The organism is Micromonospora sp. NPDC048063, assembly GCF_043202855.1.
In the GTDB taxonomy this organism is placed as follows: domain Bacteria; phylum Actinomycetota; class Actinomycetes; order Mycobacteriales; family Micromonosporaceae; genus Micromonospora.
The window spans coordinates 323,797-342,560 of sequence record NZ_JBIDBG010000006.1; the positions used below are offsets into that span (position 1 = coordinate 323,797).

General features: G+C 74.4%; 17 protein-coding genes. 11 read left to right on the top strand and 6 right to left on the bottom strand.

Features of this window, described 5'->3' with window-relative positions:
- Nucleotides 1–64: 64 nt before the first annotated feature.
- Entirely contained in the window at nucleotides 65–1,066 is a 1,002-nt protein-coding gene (locus tag ACGFZ2_RS18220) for a TerC family protein (protein ID WP_393268981.1), read from the top strand.
- Nucleotides 1,067–1,129: 63 nt separating this feature from the next.
- Here ACGFZ2_RS18220 and ACGFZ2_RS18225 read toward each other — a convergent pair whose 3' ends face one another.
- A complete protein-coding gene (locus ACGFZ2_RS18225; RefSeq protein ID WP_393454861.1) occupies nucleotides 1,130–2,047 on the bottom strand; it encodes an NlpC/P60 family protein in 918 nt (305 codons plus the stop codon).
- 50 nt (nucleotides 2,048–2,097) lie between these two features.
- The gene (locus ACGFZ2_RS18230; RefSeq protein WP_393454864.1) at nucleotides 2,098–3,198 is read right to left on the bottom strand and encodes a mandelate racemase/muconate lactonizing enzyme family protein; all 1,101 of its coding nucleotides are present in this window, start codon (nucleotides 3,196–3,198) and stop codon (nucleotides 2,098–2,100) included.
- A 116-nt stretch (nucleotides 3,199–3,314) separates the two neighbouring features.
- On the opposite strand from ACGFZ2_RS18230, the gene ACGFZ2_RS18235 reads away from it, so the two are divergent.
- Complete coding sequence (locus ACGFZ2_RS18235) at nucleotides 3,315–4,112, top strand: tyrosine-protein phosphatase (protein ID WP_393454867.1); 798 nt, start codon at nucleotides 3,315–3,317, stop codon at nucleotides 4,110–4,112.
- Nucleotides 4,113–4,152: 40 nt separating this feature from the next.
- Here ACGFZ2_RS18235 and ACGFZ2_RS18240 read toward each other — a convergent pair whose 3' ends face one another.
- Nucleotides 4,153–5,013 carry a serine hydrolase gene (locus tag ACGFZ2_RS18240; protein ID WP_393454870.1) on the bottom strand — a complete coding sequence of 287 codons (861 nt, stop codon included), beginning with the start codon at nucleotides 5,011–5,013 and terminating at the stop codon, nucleotides 4,153–4,155.
- Nucleotides 5,014–5,078: 65 nt separating this feature from the next.
- Here ACGFZ2_RS18240 and ACGFZ2_RS18245 point away from each other — a divergent pair, with 65 nt between their 5' ends.
- Nucleotides 5,079–5,744 carry a class I SAM-dependent methyltransferase gene (locus ACGFZ2_RS18245; RefSeq protein WP_393454873.1) on the top strand — a complete coding sequence of 222 codons (666 nt, stop codon included), beginning with the start codon at nucleotides 5,079–5,081 and terminating at the stop codon, nucleotides 5,742–5,744.
- A gap of 74 nt (nucleotides 5,745–5,818) precedes the next feature.
- On the opposite strand, the gene typA is transcribed toward ACGFZ2_RS18245, so the two are convergent.
- The gene (typA, locus tag ACGFZ2_RS18250; RefSeq protein ID WP_393268965.1) at nucleotides 5,819–7,687 is read right to left on the bottom strand and encodes a translational GTPase TypA; all 1,869 of its coding nucleotides are present in this window, start codon (nucleotides 7,685–7,687) and stop codon (nucleotides 5,819–5,821) included.
- Nucleotides 7,688–7,822: 135 nt separating this feature from the next.
- On the opposite strand from typA, the gene ACGFZ2_RS18255 reads away from it, so the two are divergent.
- On the top strand, nucleotides 7,823–9,220 hold the full coding sequence (locus tag ACGFZ2_RS18255) for a DedA family protein (protein ID WP_393268962.1): 1,398 nt from the start codon (nucleotides 7,823–7,825) through the stop codon (nucleotides 9,218–9,220).
- 125 nt (nucleotides 9,221–9,345) lie between these two features.
- Here the strand turns inward: ACGFZ2_RS18255 and ACGFZ2_RS18260 are convergent, their stop codons facing one another.
- A complete protein-coding gene (locus tag ACGFZ2_RS18260; protein ID WP_393454876.1) occupies nucleotides 9,346–11,475 on the bottom strand; it encodes an MMPL family transporter in 2,130 nt (709 codons plus the stop codon).
- A 166-nt stretch (nucleotides 11,476–11,641) separates the two neighbouring features.
- Between ACGFZ2_RS18260 and ACGFZ2_RS18265 the strand changes: the two genes are divergently transcribed.
- From ACGFZ2_RS18265 to ACGFZ2_RS18285, 5 genes are all read left to right on the top strand, one after another.
- The gene (locus tag ACGFZ2_RS18265; protein ID WP_350709378.1) at nucleotides 11,642–12,157 is read left to right on the top strand and encodes a MarR family transcriptional regulator; all 516 of its coding nucleotides are present in this window, start codon (nucleotides 11,642–11,644) and stop codon (nucleotides 12,155–12,157) included.
- 4 nt (nucleotides 12,158–12,161) lie between these two features.
- Nucleotides 12,162–13,868: a CocE/NonD family hydrolase gene (locus ACGFZ2_RS18270; RefSeq protein ID WP_393454879.1), complete on the top strand. Its 1,707-nt coding sequence runs from the start codon at nucleotides 12,162–12,164 to the stop codon at nucleotides 13,866–13,868.
- 147 nt (nucleotides 13,869–14,015) lie between these two features.
- Entirely contained in the window at nucleotides 14,016–14,882 is an 867-nt protein-coding gene (locus ACGFZ2_RS18275) for a hypothetical protein (RefSeq protein WP_393454882.1), read from the top strand.
- A gap of 141 nt (nucleotides 14,883–15,023) precedes the next feature.
- Entirely contained in the window at nucleotides 15,024–15,599 is a 576-nt protein-coding gene (locus ACGFZ2_RS18280; RefSeq protein WP_393454885.1) for an ArsR/SmtB family transcription factor, read from the top strand.
- Nucleotides 15,596–16,924 (top strand): MFS transporter, encoded by a 1,329-nt coding sequence (locus ACGFZ2_RS18285; RefSeq protein ID WP_393454888.1) that lies wholly within the window; start codon nucleotides 15,596–15,598, stop codon nucleotides 16,922–16,924. Before ACGFZ2_RS18280 ends, ACGFZ2_RS18285 begins: the two co-directional genes overlap by 4 nt.
- A 48-nt stretch (nucleotides 16,925–16,972) precedes the next feature.
- On the opposite strand, the gene ACGFZ2_RS18290 is transcribed toward ACGFZ2_RS18285, so the two are convergent.
- On the bottom strand, nucleotides 16,973–17,176 hold the full coding sequence (locus ACGFZ2_RS18290; RefSeq protein WP_007072071.1) for a cold-shock protein: 204 nt from the start codon (nucleotides 17,174–17,176) through the stop codon (nucleotides 16,973–16,975).
- A 174-nt stretch (nucleotides 17,177–17,350) separates the two neighbouring features.
- Here ACGFZ2_RS18290 and ACGFZ2_RS18295 point away from each other — a divergent pair, with 174 nt between their 5' ends.
- Both ACGFZ2_RS18295 and ACGFZ2_RS18300 read left to right on the top strand, forming a co-directional pair.
- Nucleotides 17,351–18,046: a class I SAM-dependent methyltransferase gene (locus tag ACGFZ2_RS18295; RefSeq protein WP_393454891.1), complete on the top strand. Its 696-nt coding sequence runs from the start codon at nucleotides 17,351–17,353 to the stop codon at nucleotides 18,044–18,046.
- A gap of 99 nt (nucleotides 18,047–18,145) precedes the next feature.
- Nucleotides 18,146–18,757 (top strand): DedA family protein, encoded by a 612-nt coding sequence (locus ACGFZ2_RS18300; RefSeq protein WP_393454894.1) that lies wholly within the window; start codon nucleotides 18,146–18,148, stop codon nucleotides 18,755–18,757.
- Nucleotides 18,758–18,764: the final 7 nt, after the last annotated feature.

An 18,764-nucleotide genomic window follows, 5' to 3' on the forward strand; every position in this document is an offset into this window, starting at 1 on the left:
CACACCGCGCCCACCGAGGGCGTACGGTGTGCCCGTCGTTGCGTGTCTGCCGGAGGAATGAGCCTTGGACGTGTCCGGACTGGTCTGGGCGGCGACCCTTGTCGTACTGACCGCGATCCTGCTCGTGGATCTGCTGATCATCGGTCGGCGCCCCCACGAGCCGAGCGTGCGTGAGTCGAGCCTGTGGGTCGGCTTCTATGTCGCACTGGCCCTGATCTTCGGCGCCGGCGTCTGGCTCGCCTCCGGGGCGGGCGCGGCGGGGGAGTTCTACACCGGCTGGCTGACGGAGTACAGCCTCTCGGTCGACAATCTCTTCGTCTTCGTGATCATCATGGCGCGCTTCGGGGTGCCCCGGAAGTACCAGCAGAAGGTGCTGCTCATCGGCATCGTGCTGGCGCTGGTCATGCGGGGCGGGTTCATCGCCGCCGGCGCCGCGCTGATCTCCCAGTTCTCCTGGGTGTTCTACATCTTCGGCGCGTTCCTCATCTACACCGCGATCAACTTCGTCCGGCAGGGCGAGCCGGACGAGGACGACTTCAGCGAGAACGTGATGATCCGGTGGAGCCGCAAGGCGCTGCCGATCTCGAAGGACTACGACGGCGCCAGGCTGACCACCCACTCGCCGAAGGGCAAGCGGATCTTCACCCCGATGCTGATCGTCATGATCGCCATCGGCACCACCGACCTGATCTTCGCGCTCGACTCGATCCCGGCGATCTTCGGCATCACGCAGGAGCCGTACCTGGTCTTCACCGCGAACGTCTTCGCGCTGATGGGTCTGCGGCAGCTCTACTTCCTGCTCGGCGGCCTGTTGGACCGGCTCATCTACCTCACCTACGGCCTGGCCGTGGTGCTCGGCTTCATCGGCGTGAAGCTGGTGCTGGAGGCCCTGGCCGGCAACAACCTGGCGTTCATCAACGGTGGGCAGCACGTCTCCTGGGCCCCGCACATCCCGATCTGGCTCTCGCTGACCGTCATCCTCGGCACCCTCGCCGTGGCGACCGTCGCCAGCCTGGTCAAGTCCTCCCGCGACCAGCGCCGCCTGCTGTCCGACGCCCGCCGCTGAGGCGTACCCACGCGACGAGGGGGCGCTCCCGGACCGGGAGCGCCCCCTCGTGCCGTACGCGGGTCAGACCCGGTGCGCGCCGACCAGGGTGGCGGTGCGTTCGGCTGGCAGCCGCTCCTCCAGCACCCGGCGCCGCAGGTAGCAGGCGTGCAGCATCCGCCGGTCGTCGCCGGGACGCGGGTCGGCGGTGACGATGCCGATGTGGTGGATCTTCCGGCCGGGCCGGGCGAAGAAGTAGAGGTCGCCGGGGCGTTCCGTGCCCAGCGGCACCGGCGTGGTCGCCGCGGCCTGGTCGTCGGCGTCGCGCGGCAGCAGCACGCCGAGCCGCCGCCAGGCCAGGTGGACCAGGCCGGAGCAGTCGATGCCGTACGCGGACACGCCGCCCCAGATGTAGACGACGTCGACCAGCCGCTGGGCGACGGCCAGCACCTCCCCGGCCGACGGGGGCGTGGTGGGCACCGGCACGGCGTGGGCGGCGGGCAGCCAGAGCGGGTCGGCGTGACCGGGGGCGTGCACGGGGCGCCATCCGTCGACCGCCGGGCCGGTCGGGGCCAGCCGGGTGCCGAGGACCACTCCGGGCACGACCTCGGCCCCGCCCGGGGCGGTGTGCAGGGCGGTGACGGTGGCGTCGACCACGAGCGACTCGGCGTCGGCGGGGACCGCGCCCGGGGCGAGCTGCTCGGCGGGGAGCCAGCCGGGGTAGCCGCGCGGGTGCAGCCCGGGGGCCGGCTGCTCGACGGCCACCACGTGCGCCCAGCCGTCCGGGCGCACGTCGGTGACGAGCACCCGCTCGCCGAGCAGCAGTTGGCTCAGCACGCAGTCGCCGACCTGCTGGTCGGTGTCCAACCCGGAGATCCAGGCCGCGATGTCGGTGCGCGCGGCCAGGGCGGGACCGTCGACGGGTCGTACCGCCTCGGGAGAGGCCCAGAGGGTCGCGACGGCGACCCGGACCACGGCCTCCCGGCCCGGTTGCAGCTCCACGTCCACCCCCAGCTCGATCGTTCCCGCGACCCTATGAAAGTTTCCGCCAGTCAGCAATCGCCAGTCTGCATCTTTGCTTCAGTCACGGAGGTCACGCCGAGGCCCGGCGCGTCCGGCAGCACGACGGTCGCGCCGTCGTACCGGAGGCCGTCCCGCACCGGCGACCGGGCCAGCCACCACGCGGCGTCCAGGTCGGCGACGGCCGTGGTGCCGTAGGCGGCGACCAGGCTGGCGGCGGCGCCGATGCCCACCTGGCTCTCCATCATCGACCCGACGACGGTGCCGAGGCCGTGCGCGGCGGCCAGGTCGAGCAGGGTCCGGGCGGGGTGCAGGCCGCCGCACTTGGCGAGCTTGACGTTGACCATGTCGGCGGCCCGGCGGCGGATGACCTCGACCAGGTCGCGGACGCCGAAGACGGCCTCGTCGGCGAGGACCGGCACGTCCACCCGGTCGCTGACCCAGGCCAGCCCGTCGAGGTCCCAGCGCGGGACCGGCTGCTCGACCAGTTCCACGTCCAGCCCCGCGTCCTCGACGCCGCGGATCACCCGGACCGCCTCGCGCGGGGTCCAGCCCTGGTTGGCGTCGAGCCGGATCCGTACGTCCGGGCCGACTGCCGCCCGCACGGCGCGGACCCGCTCCAGGTCGCCGGCCGCGTCGGTGCCCACCTTCATCTTGAGCACGCCGAAGCCCTCCGCCTGCCGCTGCCGGGCCGCCGCCGCGAGATCCACCGCGTCGCCTGCGGCGAGCGTGACGTCCGTGGGGACCCGCAGGGCCGTGCCGCCGAGCAGCCGCACCAGCGGTACGCCGAGCCGCCGCGCCGCCAGGTCGTGCAGGGCGACGTCGACGGCCGCCTTCGCCGCCTCGTTGCCGGCGACGGCCCGCTGCACCTCGGTGCAACGGGCCACCAGGTCGTCGGCGTCGCGCCCGGTGAGCGCCGGGCCGAGCAGGTCGCGGACGCACGCCTCGGAGCCGGCCACCGACGCCCCGGTCACCTGCCACACCTGCGGCGCCTCGCCGTAGCCGGAGCGGCCGTCGGCGTCGACGACCTCCACCACCAGGGTCTCCACGGTGGTGGTGCGGCGCAGCGCGGTGACGAACGGGGTGTGCAGGGGGGCGGAGAGCCGGTGGGTGCGCACCGCGGCGATCGTCATGTCCGGCACCCTATACGGACACGCACGAGCGAAGGGGAGGCCGGCATGAGCGAGCGAATCATGGGGTGCGGTGCGGTGGCGCCTCGTGGCGGCACGGAGCGGAGCGGAGTGCCGGCATGAGCGAGCGGGGCTGGGATCTGGTGGGTGCGCCGAACGCCCGGGACCTCGGCGGGCTGGTCGGCGTGGACGGCCGGCGGGTGCGGCCGGGCGTGCTGATCCGCACCCCGGCGCTGGGCCGGCTGGCCGACGAGGACCTGCCGGTGCTGGCGAGGCTCGGCCCGGCCTGCGTGGTCGACCTGCGGGACCGTTCGGAGATCGTGGTCGCCCCGCCGGACCGGCTGCCGGGTGAGCCCACCGTCGTGCACCTGCCGGTGCACGACGCCGAACACCCCGTCTTCACCTACGTCTCGGCGGTGCTGCTCGGGCACGACCTGGGCGCGTACGCGGCCCTGGCCGAGCAGGGCACCCCGGCGGCGATGGCGGCGATCTACCGCTGGTTCGTCACGGGGGCGTCGGCGCGGGAGAGCTTCGGCGCGGCGGTGCGGCTGGCCGCGGAGGCGCGGAACCTGCCGCTGGTCTACCACTGTTCGGCCGGCAAGGACCGCACCGGCTGGTTGACGGTGCTGCTGCTCAGCGCGCTCGGCGTGGACGAGGCCGCGATCCGGGCGGACTACCTGGCGAACAACGCGCTGACCGAGAGCCTGCGGGAGGTCCTCCTGGAGGCGATGCGCCGGCGGCAGCCGGGGCTGGACGTCGGGGCGGTGCGGCCGGTGCTGGAGGCGCGCGAGGACTACCTCGACGCCGCGTACGGGGAGGTGCGCCGGGTGCACGGCTCGTTCGGGGCGTACCTGCGCGACGGGCTCGGGATCACCGACGACGTCGTGGCGGCGCTGCGGGCGCACCTGCTGGAGTGACGGCACCGCGCGGCGCCGGCCCAGGTGGGCCGACCGGCCGTCACAGGTCGTGTCGGGCGGCCCAGGCGGCGGCGGAGATCCCGGCGATCAGCCGGCAGGCGTCGTCCTCCGCCTCGTCGCCGTCGGGGCCGCCGTCGGCGAGGTCGGTGGTGGTGCAGGCGACCACCGCGTACGCCGGCGCGTCGTCGGGGAAGACCACCCCGGCGCCGTGCCGCACGCCGTGCACCCAGCCGTTCTTGTGCGCGATGCGGGTGCCCTCGGGCAGCCCGGCGGCGAGGTCCTCGCGGTGCTCCTGGGCGAACAGCACGTCGAGCATGGCGGCGCAGCCGGCCGGCGAGGCGAGCGGGCCCGGGGTGTCCGCCCCGGTGGCGAGCGCGCCGAGCAGGGCGGCCAGGTCGGCGGCGGTGACCAGGTTGGTGATGCCCGCCTCGCGGGCGGCGAAGTCCTCGATGCCCCGCCCGGTGACGCTGTGCCGGGCCCCGGCGAGCGCCCAGACCTCCGCCACCGCCGGCAGGCCGACGTGGCCGATGACGATGTTGGTGGCCAGGTTGCTGGAGCGGACGATCATCCGGTGGGCGAGCCAGCGCAGCGGCGCGCTGTCGCCGACCCGCTCCCAGACGGCCTCGTCGTTGTCGTAGTGGCGGGCGCAGGAGAATCGGGGCGCGCCGGGCAGCGCCGAGTCGAACTTGTTGCGCACCGGCACCGGGGCGTCCAGGTCGAGGGCACCGGCCTCGGCGGCCCGGTGCAGCGCGACGAGCACCGCCGCCTTCATGGTGCTGGCCGCGTAGTGGGTGGCGTCGGCGTGCCGGGTCCAGGCGGGGGCGGCGCCGGGCCGCCCCACGTACGCCGACACGGTGCCGGGCACCCCGTCCAGGTGGGCGTCGAGCTCGTCCCAGGTCATGCGGCTGACCGTAGCGGACCACCGGCGGGGCGGCGGAACGGGGCGGAGCGCCGTACCGTGCGGGGATGACGGTCGCCGCCTACGACGCGCACGCCGACTGGTACGAGGCGTTCGCCACCGACACGTCCAGCGACTACATGACCCGGGTCCGCGGCCGGTTGCGCGACCTGCTCGGCGCCGGCGCCGGCCGCTGCCTCGACCTGTGCTGCGGCACCGGCCTGCAGGCGGCGGAGCTGCGCCGGCTGGGGTGGCAGCCGGTGGGGGTCGACCTGTCGGGCGGGCAGTTGCGGCACGCCCGGCCGCGCCTGCCGGTGGCCCGCGCCGACGCGGCGGCGCTGCCGGTCGCCGACGGCTCGGTGCCGGCCGTGGCGTGCGTGCTCGCCCACACCGACGTGCCGAACTACGCGGCGGTGGTCGCCGAGGCGGCCCGGGTGCTCGCGCCCGGCGGGCGGTTCGTCCACGTCGGAGTGCACCCGTGCTTCGTCGGGGCGTTCGCCGACCGGTCCGACGCGGAGCGGATCGTGGTCGACGGCGGCTACGCCGACCGGGAGCGCAGCTTCCGGGCCTGGACGCCGCACGGGGTGCGGGTGCGGGTGGGTGCGTGGCACGTCCCGCTGGCCGACCTGCTCAACGCGGTCACCGACGCCGGCCTGACCCTGGTCCGCACGGCCGAGTCCGGCCCCGGCCCGGTGCCCGACCTGTTCGCCTTCCTCGCCACCCGCCCCGCCTGACCCGGGCGTCGTGAACGGGCGGAGCCCGGACCGCGTGGGGCGGTCCGGGCTCCGGGAAAGGCTGTCGTCGTACGTCAGCCGGCGTGCTTGCGGCGGGCGGCGGCCCGGCCGCGGGCGGTCTGGTCGAGCACCACCTTGCGGATCCGGACGGCGGCCGGGGTGACCTCGACGCACTCGTCCTCGCGGCAGAACTCGAGGGCCTGCTCCAGCGACAGCTTGCGCGGCGGGATCAGCTTCTCGGTCTCGTCTGCCGTGGAGGAGCGCATGTTGGTCAGCTTCTTCTCCTTGGTGATGTTGACGTCCATGTCGTCGGAGCGGGAGTTCTCCCCGACGATCATGCCCTCGTACACCTCGGTGCCGGGCTCGACGAAGAGCTGGCCGCGCTCCTGGAGGTTGGTCATCGCGAACGCGGTGACCGCGCCCGAGCGGTCGGCGACCAGCGAGCCGTTGTTGCGGGTGCGCAGCTCGCCGACCCACGGCTCGTACGACTCGAACACGTGGTGCAGGATGCCGGTGCCCCGGGTCTCGGTGAGGAACTCGGTGCGGAAGCCGATCAGGCCGCGGGCCGGGACCAGCCACTCCATCCGGATCCAGCCGGTGCCGTGGTTGACCAGCTGCTCCATCCGGCCCTTGCGGGTCGCGAGGAGCTGGGTGATCGCGCCGAGGTACTCCTCGGGGGCGTCGATGGTGAGCCGCTCGACCGGCTCGCAGGTCTTCCCGTCGATCTCCCTGGTGACGACCTGCGGCTTGCCCACGGTCAGCTCGTAGGACTCGCGGCGCATCTGCTCGACCAGGATGGCCAGGGCCAGCTCGCCGCGGCCCTGCACCTCCCAGGCGTCCGGACGCTCGGTGGGCAGCACCCGCAGCGACACGTTGCCGATCAGCTCCTTGTCGAGCCGGTCCTTGACCATGCGGGCGGTGACCTTGGCTCCCTTGACCCGGCCGACCAGCGGCGAGGTGTTGGTGCCGATGGTCATCGAGATGGCCGGCTCGTCGACGGTGATCAGCGGCAGGGGCTGCGGGTTCTCCGCGTCGGCCAGGGTCTCACCGATCATGATCTCGGGGATGCCGGCGACCGCGATGATGTCGCCCGGGCCGGCCGAGTCGGCGGGCTTGCGCTCCAGGCCCTCGGTCATCAGCAGTTCGGAGATGCGGACCCGCTGGGTGCTGCCGTCGGTGCGGCACCAGGCCACGGTCTCGCCCTTGCGGATGGTGCCCTGCCGCACCCGGCACAGCGCCAGCCGGCCGAGGAACGGGGACGCGTCGAGGTTGGTGACGTGCGCCTGCAGCGGCGCGTCCTCCTCGTACGCGGGCGGCGGGATGGTGTCGAGCAGGGTGCGGAAGAGCGGCTCGAGGTTGTGGCTGTCGTCCGGGACCGCGCCGTCGGCGGGCTGGGTCAGCGAGGCGATGCCGTCGCGGGCGCAGGCGTAGACGATCGGGAAGTCGATCTGCTCCTCGTCGGCGTCCAGGTCGAGGAAGAGTTCGTAGGTGTCGTCCACGACCTCCTTGATGCGGGCGTCGGGACGGTCCACCTTGTTGATCACGAGGATGATCGGCATGCGGGCCTTGAGCGCCTTGCGGAGCACGAACCGGGTCTGCGGCAGGGGGCCCTCGCTGGCGTCCACCAGCAGTACCACCCCGTCGACCATGGTCAGGCCGCGCTCGACCTCGCCGCCGAAGTCGGCGTGGCCGGGGGTGTCGATGATGTTGATGGTCACCGGGTCGGAGCCGTCCGCCGGCATGTACCGCACGCCGGTGTTCTTGGCCAGGATGGTGATGCCCTTTTCCCGTTCGAGGTCCATCGAGTCCATGACCCGCTCGGTTACCTCGCCGCGGGCGCCGTAGGCGCCGGCCTGCCGCAACATGGCGTCGACCAGGGTCGTCTTGCCGTGGTCGACGTGGGCGATGATGGCGACGTTGCGGAGGTCGGTGCGAAGCTGCATACGCTTCATACTCCTGTCTGCGGTTGCCGGGGCACGCGTCGGGGTCTCCCCCCAGATGGCCCGGATCTCTGCCGAAACTGATGTTCCGACCGTTTCAGCGCCTGGCATGCTGACCCCCGTGGGAATGGGGGCCCGATGCACGACCTGCTGACCTGGCTGCAGGGCCTGCCGCCCCTGCTGATCTATGTGATCGCCGCGATGATCGTCGCGGGGGAGACCGCCGTGATCTTCGGTCTGCTGGTGCCGGGCGAGGCGACCCTGCTGCTGGTCGGTTTCCTAGCGTACGCGGGGACGCTGCGGCTCGCGCCGGCCCTGCTGGTGATGATCCTTGCAGCCGTGATCGGGGACACACTCGCGTTCCGTGCCGGCCGCCGGTACGGGCCCCGGCTGCGGGCCGGCCGGCTCGGGGCCTGGGTGGGCCACGAGCGGTGGGGCCGGGCGGACGGGATGCTGGGCCGGCTGGGCGGGCGTGGCGTGCTGACCGCCCGCTGGGTGGCCTTCGCCCGCACCCTGGTGCCCCGGCTGGCCGGCGCGGCGGGGATGCCGTACCGGCGGTTCGCGCCGTGGAACCTCGCCGGCGTGGTGACCTGGGTGGGCGGTTCGGTGCTGGCCGGCAACCTGGCCGGCGAGTCGTACGAGACGGTCTCCCGGCTGCTGGGGCGGGCCACCGGCGCCGTGCTGGTGCTGGTGGCCGCGCTGGTCGCGGTGGTGCTGGCGGGACGGTGGCTGGGCCGCAACCCGGACCCGGCGCGGGCGCTGGCGTCCCGGGCCGCCGGGCTGCGGCCGGTGCGCTGGCTCAGCGGCCGCTACGGCGTGCTGTTCTTCCTGCTCGCCATGCACGTGGGGCCGGCCTGGACGCTGCTGATCAATCTGGTCGGCGGGCTGCTGCTGCTCTTCGTGGCGGGGTTCGCCATCGCCTGGGTGCTCGGGGCGGTGGTCCGGCACAGCGGGCTGGCGGTGATCGACGGGGCCATCGCCGACTGGTTCGCCGACCGGCGTACGCCGGGGGCCGTCGACGTCACGCTGGTGGTCGTCTCGGCGCTGCGCGGGTCGACGCTGATCGTGCTGGTGGCCGTCGTGGCCGCGGTGCTGGCCTGGCGCAACCGGCCCTGGCGGGCCGACCTGCTCAGCGTGGTCGGCACGGTGGGGGCGTTCGTGCCGCTGGTGGTGCTCGCCGTGGTGGTCGACCTGACGGGGTCGGCCACCGGCGGCCCGGGGAGCCGGGATCCCGCCCTGTTCCCGACGCAGAACGCCGTGGTGGCGGCCAGCCTCTGCACCCTCGCCTGGCTGCTGTCGCGCGGGGCGCGCTGGCCGGTGGCGGTGGCCGCCTGGACCGGCGCGGCGGCCGGGATGGTCGGCATCGTCGGCGCCCGCCTCTACCTGGGGTGGAGCACCGCCAGCGGCAGCGCCACGGCGGTGCTGCTCGGGGTGGCGTGGACGGTGTTGTTCGTGGTGGCCTGGGCCACCCGCGACCGGGCGGTGGGCGACGCCCCGGCGGAACCGGAACCGGCGGCGGTGCGCGCCGACGCCTGACCGGGTCCGCGGCCTCCGCCGGGGCCGTGACGTCGCCGGGTGGGCGACCCCGACCTGGCGGGCCAGGTACACCCGGTGGTGACCCGGCACGCGCTGGTCCCCGCCACGGCCCCGGATCGCGTCGGTCAGTCCCGGGCCGCCGCCGGCTCCGGGCGGGTCGGGGCGTGGGGCGTGGCGGGCTCGGGGGCGATCCGGCCCGGCCACCAGAAGCGCTCGCCGAGCGCGAACGCCAGCGCCGGCACCAGGACCGTCCGGACGAGCAGGGTGTCCAGCAGGACGCCGATGCAGACGATGATCCCGATCTGGGTCAGCAGGATCAGCGGCAGGACGCCCAGCACGGCGAAGACCGCCGCGAGCAGGATGCCGGCGCTCGTGATGACGCCGCCGGTGATCCGCAGGGCCGACAGCATGCCGTCCCGGGTGCCGGTGCGCCGCGCGTCCTCGCGGGCCCGGGTGACGAGGAAGATATTGTAGTCGACGCCCAGCGCCACCAGGAACACGAAGGCGAGCAGGAGCACGCCGCTGTCCAGCGCGGGGAACCCGAGCACGTGGTCGAAGATCAGCCACGACGCGCCGATGCTGGCGAAGAACGACGCGATCACGGTGAGCACGAGCAGCACCGGTGCGATCAGGCCGCGTAGGAGCAGCACGAGTACGGCGCCGACGAGCAGCAGGATGACCGGCAGGATGAGCCGTAGGTCCCTGCCGTCGGCCGCGCCCGAGTCGTGGGTCGCGGCGACCGGGCCGCCCACGACGGCCCCGTCGAACGCGGCGGCGCCCTCGACCGCGGGCGGGGCGGAGCCGGGCACGGCAGCGACCGCGTCGCGCAGCGCCTCGACGGTGCGGTCGGAGGCGGCGGTGCCGGGCTCCGCGTCGAGGACGACGTCGACCTGGGCGACCCGCGCGCCCGCCTCGCCGGGCCGCGCCGAGGCGACGCCGGGCACGGCCGCGGCGGCGTCCGTGACGGCCCGTGCCGCCGAGGGGGTGGTCAGGACCGCGACCGGCTGGGTCGTCCCGGCGGGGAAGGCGCGGGCGAGGGTCTCCGCGCCGGCCACCGCCTCGGGTCTGACCCGGAACTGCTCGGTCTCGGACAGGCCGGTGCGGATGCCGAGCCCGCCGAGGGCGAGCCCCGCGAGCAGCAGCGTCGCGAGCACGGCGACCGGCACCGGACGGCGTTCGACGGCGGCGCCGAGCCGGCCCCACAGCCGGCCCTCGCGGACCGCGCCGCCGACCCGGGGCACGAACGGCCAGAACAGGCCGCGGCCGAAGATCACCAGTGCGGCGGGCAGGACGAACAGCGCGGAGAGCATGGCGAGGACGACGCCCGTCGCGCAGGCCACGGCGAGGGCGTGGTTCAGCTCCCGCTCGGACAGCAGCAGGGTGAGCACGCCGAGCACGACGGTGAAGCCGCTGGCGAGGATGGGCTCGGCGGTGCGGCGCAGCGCGGCGCGCATCGCCACGAAGCGGTCCTCCTCGCGGCGCAGCTCCTCCCGGTAGCGGGCGATGAGCAGCAGCGCGTAGTCGGTGGCGGCGCCGAAGACCAGGACGCTGGCGATGCCGGTGACGGCTCCGCCGGGCAGGTTGATGCCGACCGCCGGGACGATCGTGTCGAGGGCGCGCAGCGTGAGCTGCTCGGTCGCCGCGACGACGACGAGCGGCACGATCCACAGGAACGGGCTGCGGTAGGTGATCAGCAGCAGCAGCGCGACGACGCAGGCGGTGACGACGAGCAGCGTGGTGTCGGCGCCGTCGAAGACCTTGGTCAGGTCGGTGGCGAACGCGGGCCCGCCGGTCACCTCGACGGTGAGCGTCTCGGGTGCGTCGTCCAGGGAGGCGCGGAGCTCGTCGACCCGGCCGGCGACCTCCTCCTGCCCGCCGCCGGTGGACAGTGGCACGGCGACGAGCGCGACGGTGCCGTCGGGGGAGACCCGCGGTGGGCTGACGCGGCCGTCGGCGGCGAACCGGCCGAGGTCGCCGGACTGGCCGGTGAGCGCCGCGCGGTCGGCCTCGGTGAGCGGCCCGCCGTCGGCGCGGCTGACCACGACGATCGCCGGCTGGACGTCGCGGGAGGGCAACTGGTCCTGGAGGCGTTCCACCTGGGTCGACTGCCACTCGACGGACAGGCCGGTGGCGGAGATGGGAGCCGGGTTGTCGGGCTTGGGCAGCCCGAAGACGGCCGCGCCGAGGAAGAACGCGGTGACCACGGTGAGCCATGCGGCCGGTCGTCCGCGGGCCACGCGGGTGAACACAGACATCGGATGCCCTCACGGTCTCTCGGCGGGACTGCTTCGACGCAAGACCTCGCCGCCACCGGAAGTATGCCGACCGTCGAGTATCTCGATAATCGAGATTATAGGCTGCTGAGTTATGCTGCAACCGGAGCGGCGGCGGGAGGAAACGGCGGACGTGACAGGCCACGGCATGTACCGGCGGCGCGACACCCGCCGCGAGAAGCTGGTCGCCGAGATCGCGGCCGAGCTGCGGCGCTACTCCGTCGACGCGCAGCACGTCGGGCACGCCTTCGCCAACCTGCACGGGCTGGGCGCCACCGACCTGCAGGCGCTGATCGCGGTGATGGACGCCGAGCTGGCCGGCCAGCCGATCACCCCGGGGCGCCTCGGCGAGCAGCTCAGCCTCTCCTCCGGATCCGTCACCGCGCTGATCGACCGGCTCGAGCGCGCCGGGCACATCCGCCGCGACCGCGACACCGCCGACCGGCGCAAGGTCTTCCTGCACTACGCCGAGCGGGGCGCGGCGCTGGCGACGGACTTCTTCCGCCCGCTGGGCCGGCGCACCGACGAGGTGATGGCCGGCTTCGGCGACGACGAGCTGGAGGTCGTGCACCGGTTCATGGCCGCGATGACCGCCTCGATGCGGGAGCACCGCGACACCGTCCGGGCCGCCCGCGACGAGCCACCCCGGCGCGCGAAGGGCTGACGTCGTGCTCGACCGGCCGGCCGTCCGGCTCGCCGTCGCCGCGCTGCGGCTGCCGCCCGCGCGCACCCGGCGGGTCACCGTCACCCGCGGCATCGCGGTGCGGGTCCGCGACGGTGTGCCGCTGCGCACCGACCACTACGCCCCGGACCTCCCCGGCGCGCCCACCGTGCTGATCCGTACCCCCTACGGGCGGGGCGGGCCGATGCGGCTGCTCGGCCGGCTGGCCGCCGAGCGCGGCTTCCACGTGGTGATCCAGTCCTGCCGCGGCACGTTCGGCTCGGGCGGCACCTTCGACCCGCTGGTGCACGAGCGCGACGACGGCCTGGACACCCTCGACTGGCTGCGCCGCCAGCCCTGGTGGTCCGGCGCGTTCGGCATGTTCGGCGCGAGCTACCAGGGCTTCGTGCAGTGGGCCCTGGCCGCCGACGCGGGACCGGAGCTGCGGGCGATGGTCGCGGTGGTGACCGCCTCGGGCACCCGCGACTCGACGTACGCCGGGGAGTCCTTCGCCCTGGACACGGTCCTCACCTGGGCGGAGCTGCTCCAGGCGCAGACCGTGCCGTGGCTGGCCCGGCAGTGGGAGCTCAAGCGCGGCCAGCCCCGGCTCACCGCGGCGCTGGCGCACCTGCCGCTGCTGGAGGCGGACCGCGTGGCCACCGGCGTGACGGTGCCGTTCTTCCAGGAGTGGTTGCGCCACCACACTCCGGACGCCGGCTACTGGCGCGACCGCGTCTTCGGCGACCGGATCGCCGAGGTCCGTGCCCCGGTGGCGATGGTGACCGGCTGGCACGACATCTTCCTGCCGGCGCAGCTGCGCGACTTCGCGGCGCTGCGCGCGGCCGGTGCCCACCCCCGGCTGACCGTCGGGCCGTGGACCCACGGCAGCCCAGGGCTGTTCGTCGCCGCCCTGCGCGAGGGGCTGGACTGGCTCGACGAGCACCTCGCCGGCCGCCCGCCGCACCGGGCGGAGCGGCGGGGCACCGCCGCCGGCCGGGCGGCCCCGGTCCGGGTGCACGTCGGCGGGGCCGGTGGCGGCTGGCGCGACCTGCCGGACTGGCCCCCGCCGGCCGCGCCGATCCGGTGGCACCTGCACCCGGGCGGCCGGCTGGACACCGCGGCGCCGGTCCCGTCGGCGCCGGATCGCTTCCGCTACGACCCGGCCGACCCGACGCCCTCGCTCGGCGGGCCACTGCTCGTCGCCCAGCGTGCCGGGCCGGTGGACAACCGCCTGGTCGAGGCCCGACCCGACGTGCTGACCTTCACCAGCGCCCCGCTCGACCGGCCCGTCGAAGTGATCGGCCCGGTACGCGCCGAGATCCACCTCCGCAGCGAACTGTCCCACCTGGACGTCTTCGTGCGACTGTGCGACGTGGACCGGCGCGGCCGGTCCTGGAACGTCTGCGACGGGCTGGTCCGCGTCACACCCGGCCGGTACCCCACCGACCCGGAAGGGGTGGTGCGCGTGCCGGTGGAGATCTGGCCGACGGCACACCGGTTCGCGCCCGGGCACCGGCTGCGGGTACAGGTCTCCGGCGGCGCCCATCCGCGCTACGCGCGCAACCCCGGCACCGGCGAAGCCCTCGGGGCTGCCGTCACCCTCCGTGCCGGATGGCGAGAAATCCTGCACGACCCGCAGCGACCGTCCGCAGTGGTCCTGCCGATCACGGCGACCCCCACGCAGCTTTCTACCAGTCGAAAAAACCCCTTCTGAGCTGGGCATTCATTCATCGGCGGCGCTATGGTTGGGCCAACGCCCGGCGCTGTGCACCACTCGGCCGGGCCCGCGCGTGCGGCCCCACACCGCCTACGCGGTGTAACCGTCGTGCCCGGCCCCTGACCATCCGCAAGGGGGAATCCCATGACGCGGGCACCGGAGAACCTGTTGACCGTCCGCCGTCTGCTGCTCGACCACCTCGACATCGACCCCGACACCAGTCGCAGCCAGGACCTCGAACCCGACGAGGTCGGCATCGTCGGCGACCCCGCCCACCGGGGCGGCTACCACTGCGGCTCCGACCGGGTGGTGCCCAACGACTACTCCGTCGTCGAGTCGCCGCGCGACTCCGCCGGCCTGACCCTCGACGCGGCGGCGCTCGACGTCGGCCTCTTCGCGGTCGACTCCGGCGGCCGTACGCACGACCTGCGCACCTTCTCCAACTGGTGCGTGGCGCAGTGCGTCGCCAACACCCCGGACAGCCGGGACATCAGGGAGATCATCTACTCCCCGGACGGCAGGGTCGTCCGACGGTGGGACCGCCTGCGCAAGCGAACGAGCGGGGACGACTCCCACCTGTGGCACACCCACTTCAGTTTCTTCCGCGACTCGATCAAGGCGAGACGCGACCAGACCCCGCTGTTTCGCCGCTACCTGACCGCCATCGGACTTCTGGAGGACGACATGAGCGCACAGGCCGAGAGTCAGATCAACAGCATGTACACCGGCATGTTCTACGGCGGGTCGAGCATGGGGCGCAGCGTCGACCCCGACGCGGGCGGCCCCGAGAAGGCCAGCAACAGCATCGTGGCGAAGCTGGACTACACGATGCAGCGGCTCGACACGCTCGTCGTGCAGCTCACCGCGCTGTCCGGCAAGGACTTCACCGACGAGCAGGCGATCGTGGCGGGCGTGCTCGCCACCCTCACCCCCGAGAAGATCGCCGCGGCGATCCCCGCCACCATGGCCGCGCAGGTCGCCGACGAACTGGGCCGCCGGCTGGCCGCCTGACCCGCCGTCGACCCTGACCCCTCTGGGCGGCGCGAGCGGGGTGCCGAACGCCGTGTGGGCGCCTGGGACCACCCGGAACCGGCAACGTCAGTTGCGCAATGATCCTTGCGCAATTGGCGTTGCCGATGCCAGACTGGCGGCATGACGAACCCTGAGGTGCGCCAGGTCACCGACTCGCGGGTCCTCGCCGCGCTGTCCCACCCGCTGCGTCGCCGGTTGATGGACGTGCTCAAGGTGCACGGCCCGTCGACCGTCGGGCAGCTCGCCGAGCGGACCGACCAGGCGCCGGCGAACGTCAGCCACCACCTCAGGGTGCTGGCCGGCGCCGAGCTGCTCGAGGAGGCGCCCGAGCTGGCCCGCGACCGCCGGGAACGCTGGTGGCGCCTGGTCAGCCGGGGCGTGCGCTGGTCCCAGTCGGACTTCGACGCCGACCCCGCCGCCCGGGCGGTCGCCGACGCCGCCACCTCGCTCAACCTGGACCGGCACGCCGCCCTCGCCCGCGCCTGGCACGCCACCGACGAGGCCAGCCAGGCCGCCTGGCCTTCGGGGCCGTTCTCCACCGACCGCTGGCTGCACCTGACCGACGAGGAACTCGCCGAGCTGGGGCGCGAGGTGAACGACCTGCTCGCCCGGTGGGCCGACCGGGAGGTGCCCGACGACGGGCGGAAACGCGAGCCGGTCTTCCTGTTCGCCTACGGCATTCCGGCCACGCCGTGACGCGGGCCGCCGGCTCCGCGCCGCCCCGTACCCCTGCCGCCGGCGAGACCCCGCCGCCGCCCCCGGCGGGCGACCCGGGGGTACGACGCGGCGGCCTGCTGCGGCACCGGGACTTCCGGCTGCTCTGGGCCGGGCAGACGGCCAGTGCCGTCGGCAGCAACGTCACCACCGTGGCGCTGCCCCTGGTCGCGGTCACCGTGCTCGACGCCGGCGCTTTTGGCGTCGCGGTGCTCACCGCCGCCTCCTGGCTGCCCTGGCTGCTCGTCGGCCTGCCGGTCGGCGCCTGGGTGGACCGGCTGCCGCGCCGGCCCCTGATGATCGCCTGCGACCTGGTCTGCGCGGCGCTGTTCCTCAGCGTCCCGGTCGCCGCCCTGCTCGGCGTGCTGACCGTCGGGCAGCTGCTGGTGGTCGCGCTGGGCGCCGGCCTGGCCCGGGTCTTCTTCGAGACCGCCGACCAGGTCTACCTGCCCGTGCTGCTGCGCCCCGAGCAGGTGCCGGAGGGCAACGCCAAGCTCCAGGCCACCCAGACCGCGAGCTACGTGCTCGGCCCCGGGCTCGCCGGCGGGGTCGCGCAGCTCGCCGGCGCGGTCACGGCGCTGCTGCTCGACGCGCTGAGCTTCCTGTTCTCCGCCGTCTGCCTGCTGCGCATCCGCACCGTCGAGGAGCCTCCCGGGCGCGTGCGGCGGTCCCGGTCGCTGCGACGCGAGATCGGGGAGGGGATCCGGTTCGTCGCCCGGGACCCCTACCTGCGGGCACTCACCGTCTTCGGCGCGGCCAGCAACGTCGGGCTGGTCGGCTACCAGGCCGTCCTGGTGGTCTTCCTCGTCCGGGAGGCGCGCCTCGCGCCCGCGTCGGTCGGCGCGCTGGTCGCGGTGATGAGTCTCGGCGGCATCGTCGGCGCGCTGCTGGCCACCAGGCTCGGCCGGCGCATCGGCACCGCCCGGGCCCTGCTGCTGGCGGGGGCACTCAGCGGGCCGCCGGCGCTGCTGATCCCGCTCGCCGGCCCAGGGAGCGCGCTGGTGCTGCCGGCGGTCGGCGGCATGCTGCTCAGCCTCGGGGTGGCGGTCGGTAACGTGATCAAGGGCAGCTTCCGGCAGACCTACACCCCGCACCACCTGCTGGGCCGCGTCACGGTGAGCATGCAGATGCTGAACTACGGCACGATCCCACTGGCCGCGCTGCTGGCCGGGGCGGTCGGCGCGGCGTACGGGACCGGCACCGCGATCGCCGTGATGACCGGCTGGCTGGCGCTCACCCCGGTGATCCTGCTGGTCGGGCCGCTGCGGCGGCGCCGGGACCTGCCCGCCGCGCCGGAGGCGCCCTGAATGCGCTGCGGCGGCGGCCGGCTCCCGGCCGCCGCCACCGGCACGGATCTACATCGGGCGGACGTTGTCCGCCTGCGGACCCTTCTGCCCCTGGGTCACCTCGAACTCGACCTTCTGGCCCTCGTTCAGCTCCCGGTAACCGCTCGTCGCGATGGCCGAGTAGTGGACGAAGACGTCCGGCCCTCCGCCGTCCTGCTCGATGAAGCCGAAGCCCTTTTCCGAGTTGAACCACTTAACCGTGCCGGTTGCCATGCATCTCTCCCTGTTCCCAAGCGGGTGATCCCTCGGTGCTCGACCGATGATCGCCCGGTACCTCCCCGACAGTAACCGGCCGAACGCCGATCTGCTGGCCGAAGTGCCGTAGGCGGCGTGGTGAACTCTTGGGGCCACTGGGCGAAAGCCGCGCGGCGACCGGCTCGCTGGGGCATGCTTGCGCCGGTGAGAGGTGCCGCAGCCGTCGCGCTGACCGAGCTGGAGCGCGAGATCGACGCTCCGGGCGCCGGCCTGGACCGGCTCCGGCTGGTGCGGGCACCGTTCGTGCCCGAGGTGCGGCTGCACCTGGCCGAGGACGCCATCGTGTGGTGGGCCCGGATGGAGGCGCACGCCGGGCACGCCCTGCCGCCGCCGTACTGGGCCTCGGTCTGGGCCGGCGGGCAGGCCCTCGCCCGTCACCTGCTCGACCATCCCGACCTCGCCGCCGGGCGGCGGGTGCTCGACCTGGCCGCCGGGTCCGGCCTGGTGGCGATCGCCGCCGCGCTCGCCGGCGCCGACCGCGTGGTCGCCAACGACATCGACCCGTACGCGGTCGCGGCGGTGACCGTCAACGCCCGCGCCAACCGGGTGACGGTCGCGGCCACCGGCGGCGACCTGCTCGACTCCGATCCGTCCGAGGTGGACCTGCTGGTGGCCGGGGACGTGCTCTACGACGAGGCGATGACGGCGCGCGTGCTGCCCTTCCTGCGCCGGGCCGCCGCGACCGGCGCGGACGTGCTCGTCGGCGAACCCGGGCGGGGGCACCTGCCGCCGGACGTGCTGGCGGCCGTGACGAGCTATGTCCTGCCGACCACCGAGCCCGCCGTCGACACGCCCATCCGGCGGGTCCAGGTGCTGCGCCCCCGGTGACCCCGGGCTCCTCAGGGTCGACCCCGACCCGGATACCAGGGGGCGGTGGGGGATCGGACCCGATGCCCGGGGTGGCCGGGCGGTCATAGCGTACGGGGCATGGCGGATTGGCTGGCCCAGGTCGGAGAGCTTCCCACCACCCTGCTCATGGGGGTGCTCGGGGTGGTGATGCTCTTTGACGCCGTACCGCTGCTCGGCGTGCTGGTCCCGGGGGACGTGGCGATCCTGGCCGCCATGGGGGTCGGCGGCCCGGTCACCGGCGTCGCCACCTTCGCCGTCGTGGTGGCCGGCTGCCTCTCCGGGTGGTCGCTGAGCTTCCTCGCCGGCCGCCGGTACGGGGACCGGCTGCGCCACAGCCGGATCGGCGGGTGGATCGGCGAGGAACGCTGGGCGGCGGCGGAGGGGATCCTGCGGCGCGGGGGCGGCCGGATGGTGCTGATCGCGCCCTTCCTGCCGGTGTTCAACGCGCTGCTGCCGCTGGCGGCGGGCGGGCTGCGGATGTCGTACCGGCGCTTCCTGGGCTGCGCGACGGTCGGCGCGGCGGCCTGGGCCGGGCTCTACCTGATGCTGGGGACCGCCTCGCGGTCGCTGGCCGGGCTGCTGCCCGGGGAGTCCAGCCCGATGCTGGTCACCATGGCGGTCGGGCTGCTGCTGGCGGGGGTGGTGCTGATGGGTACGCGGCGCCGGCTGCGGGCGGTCACCGGGGGCTGACCGCCGC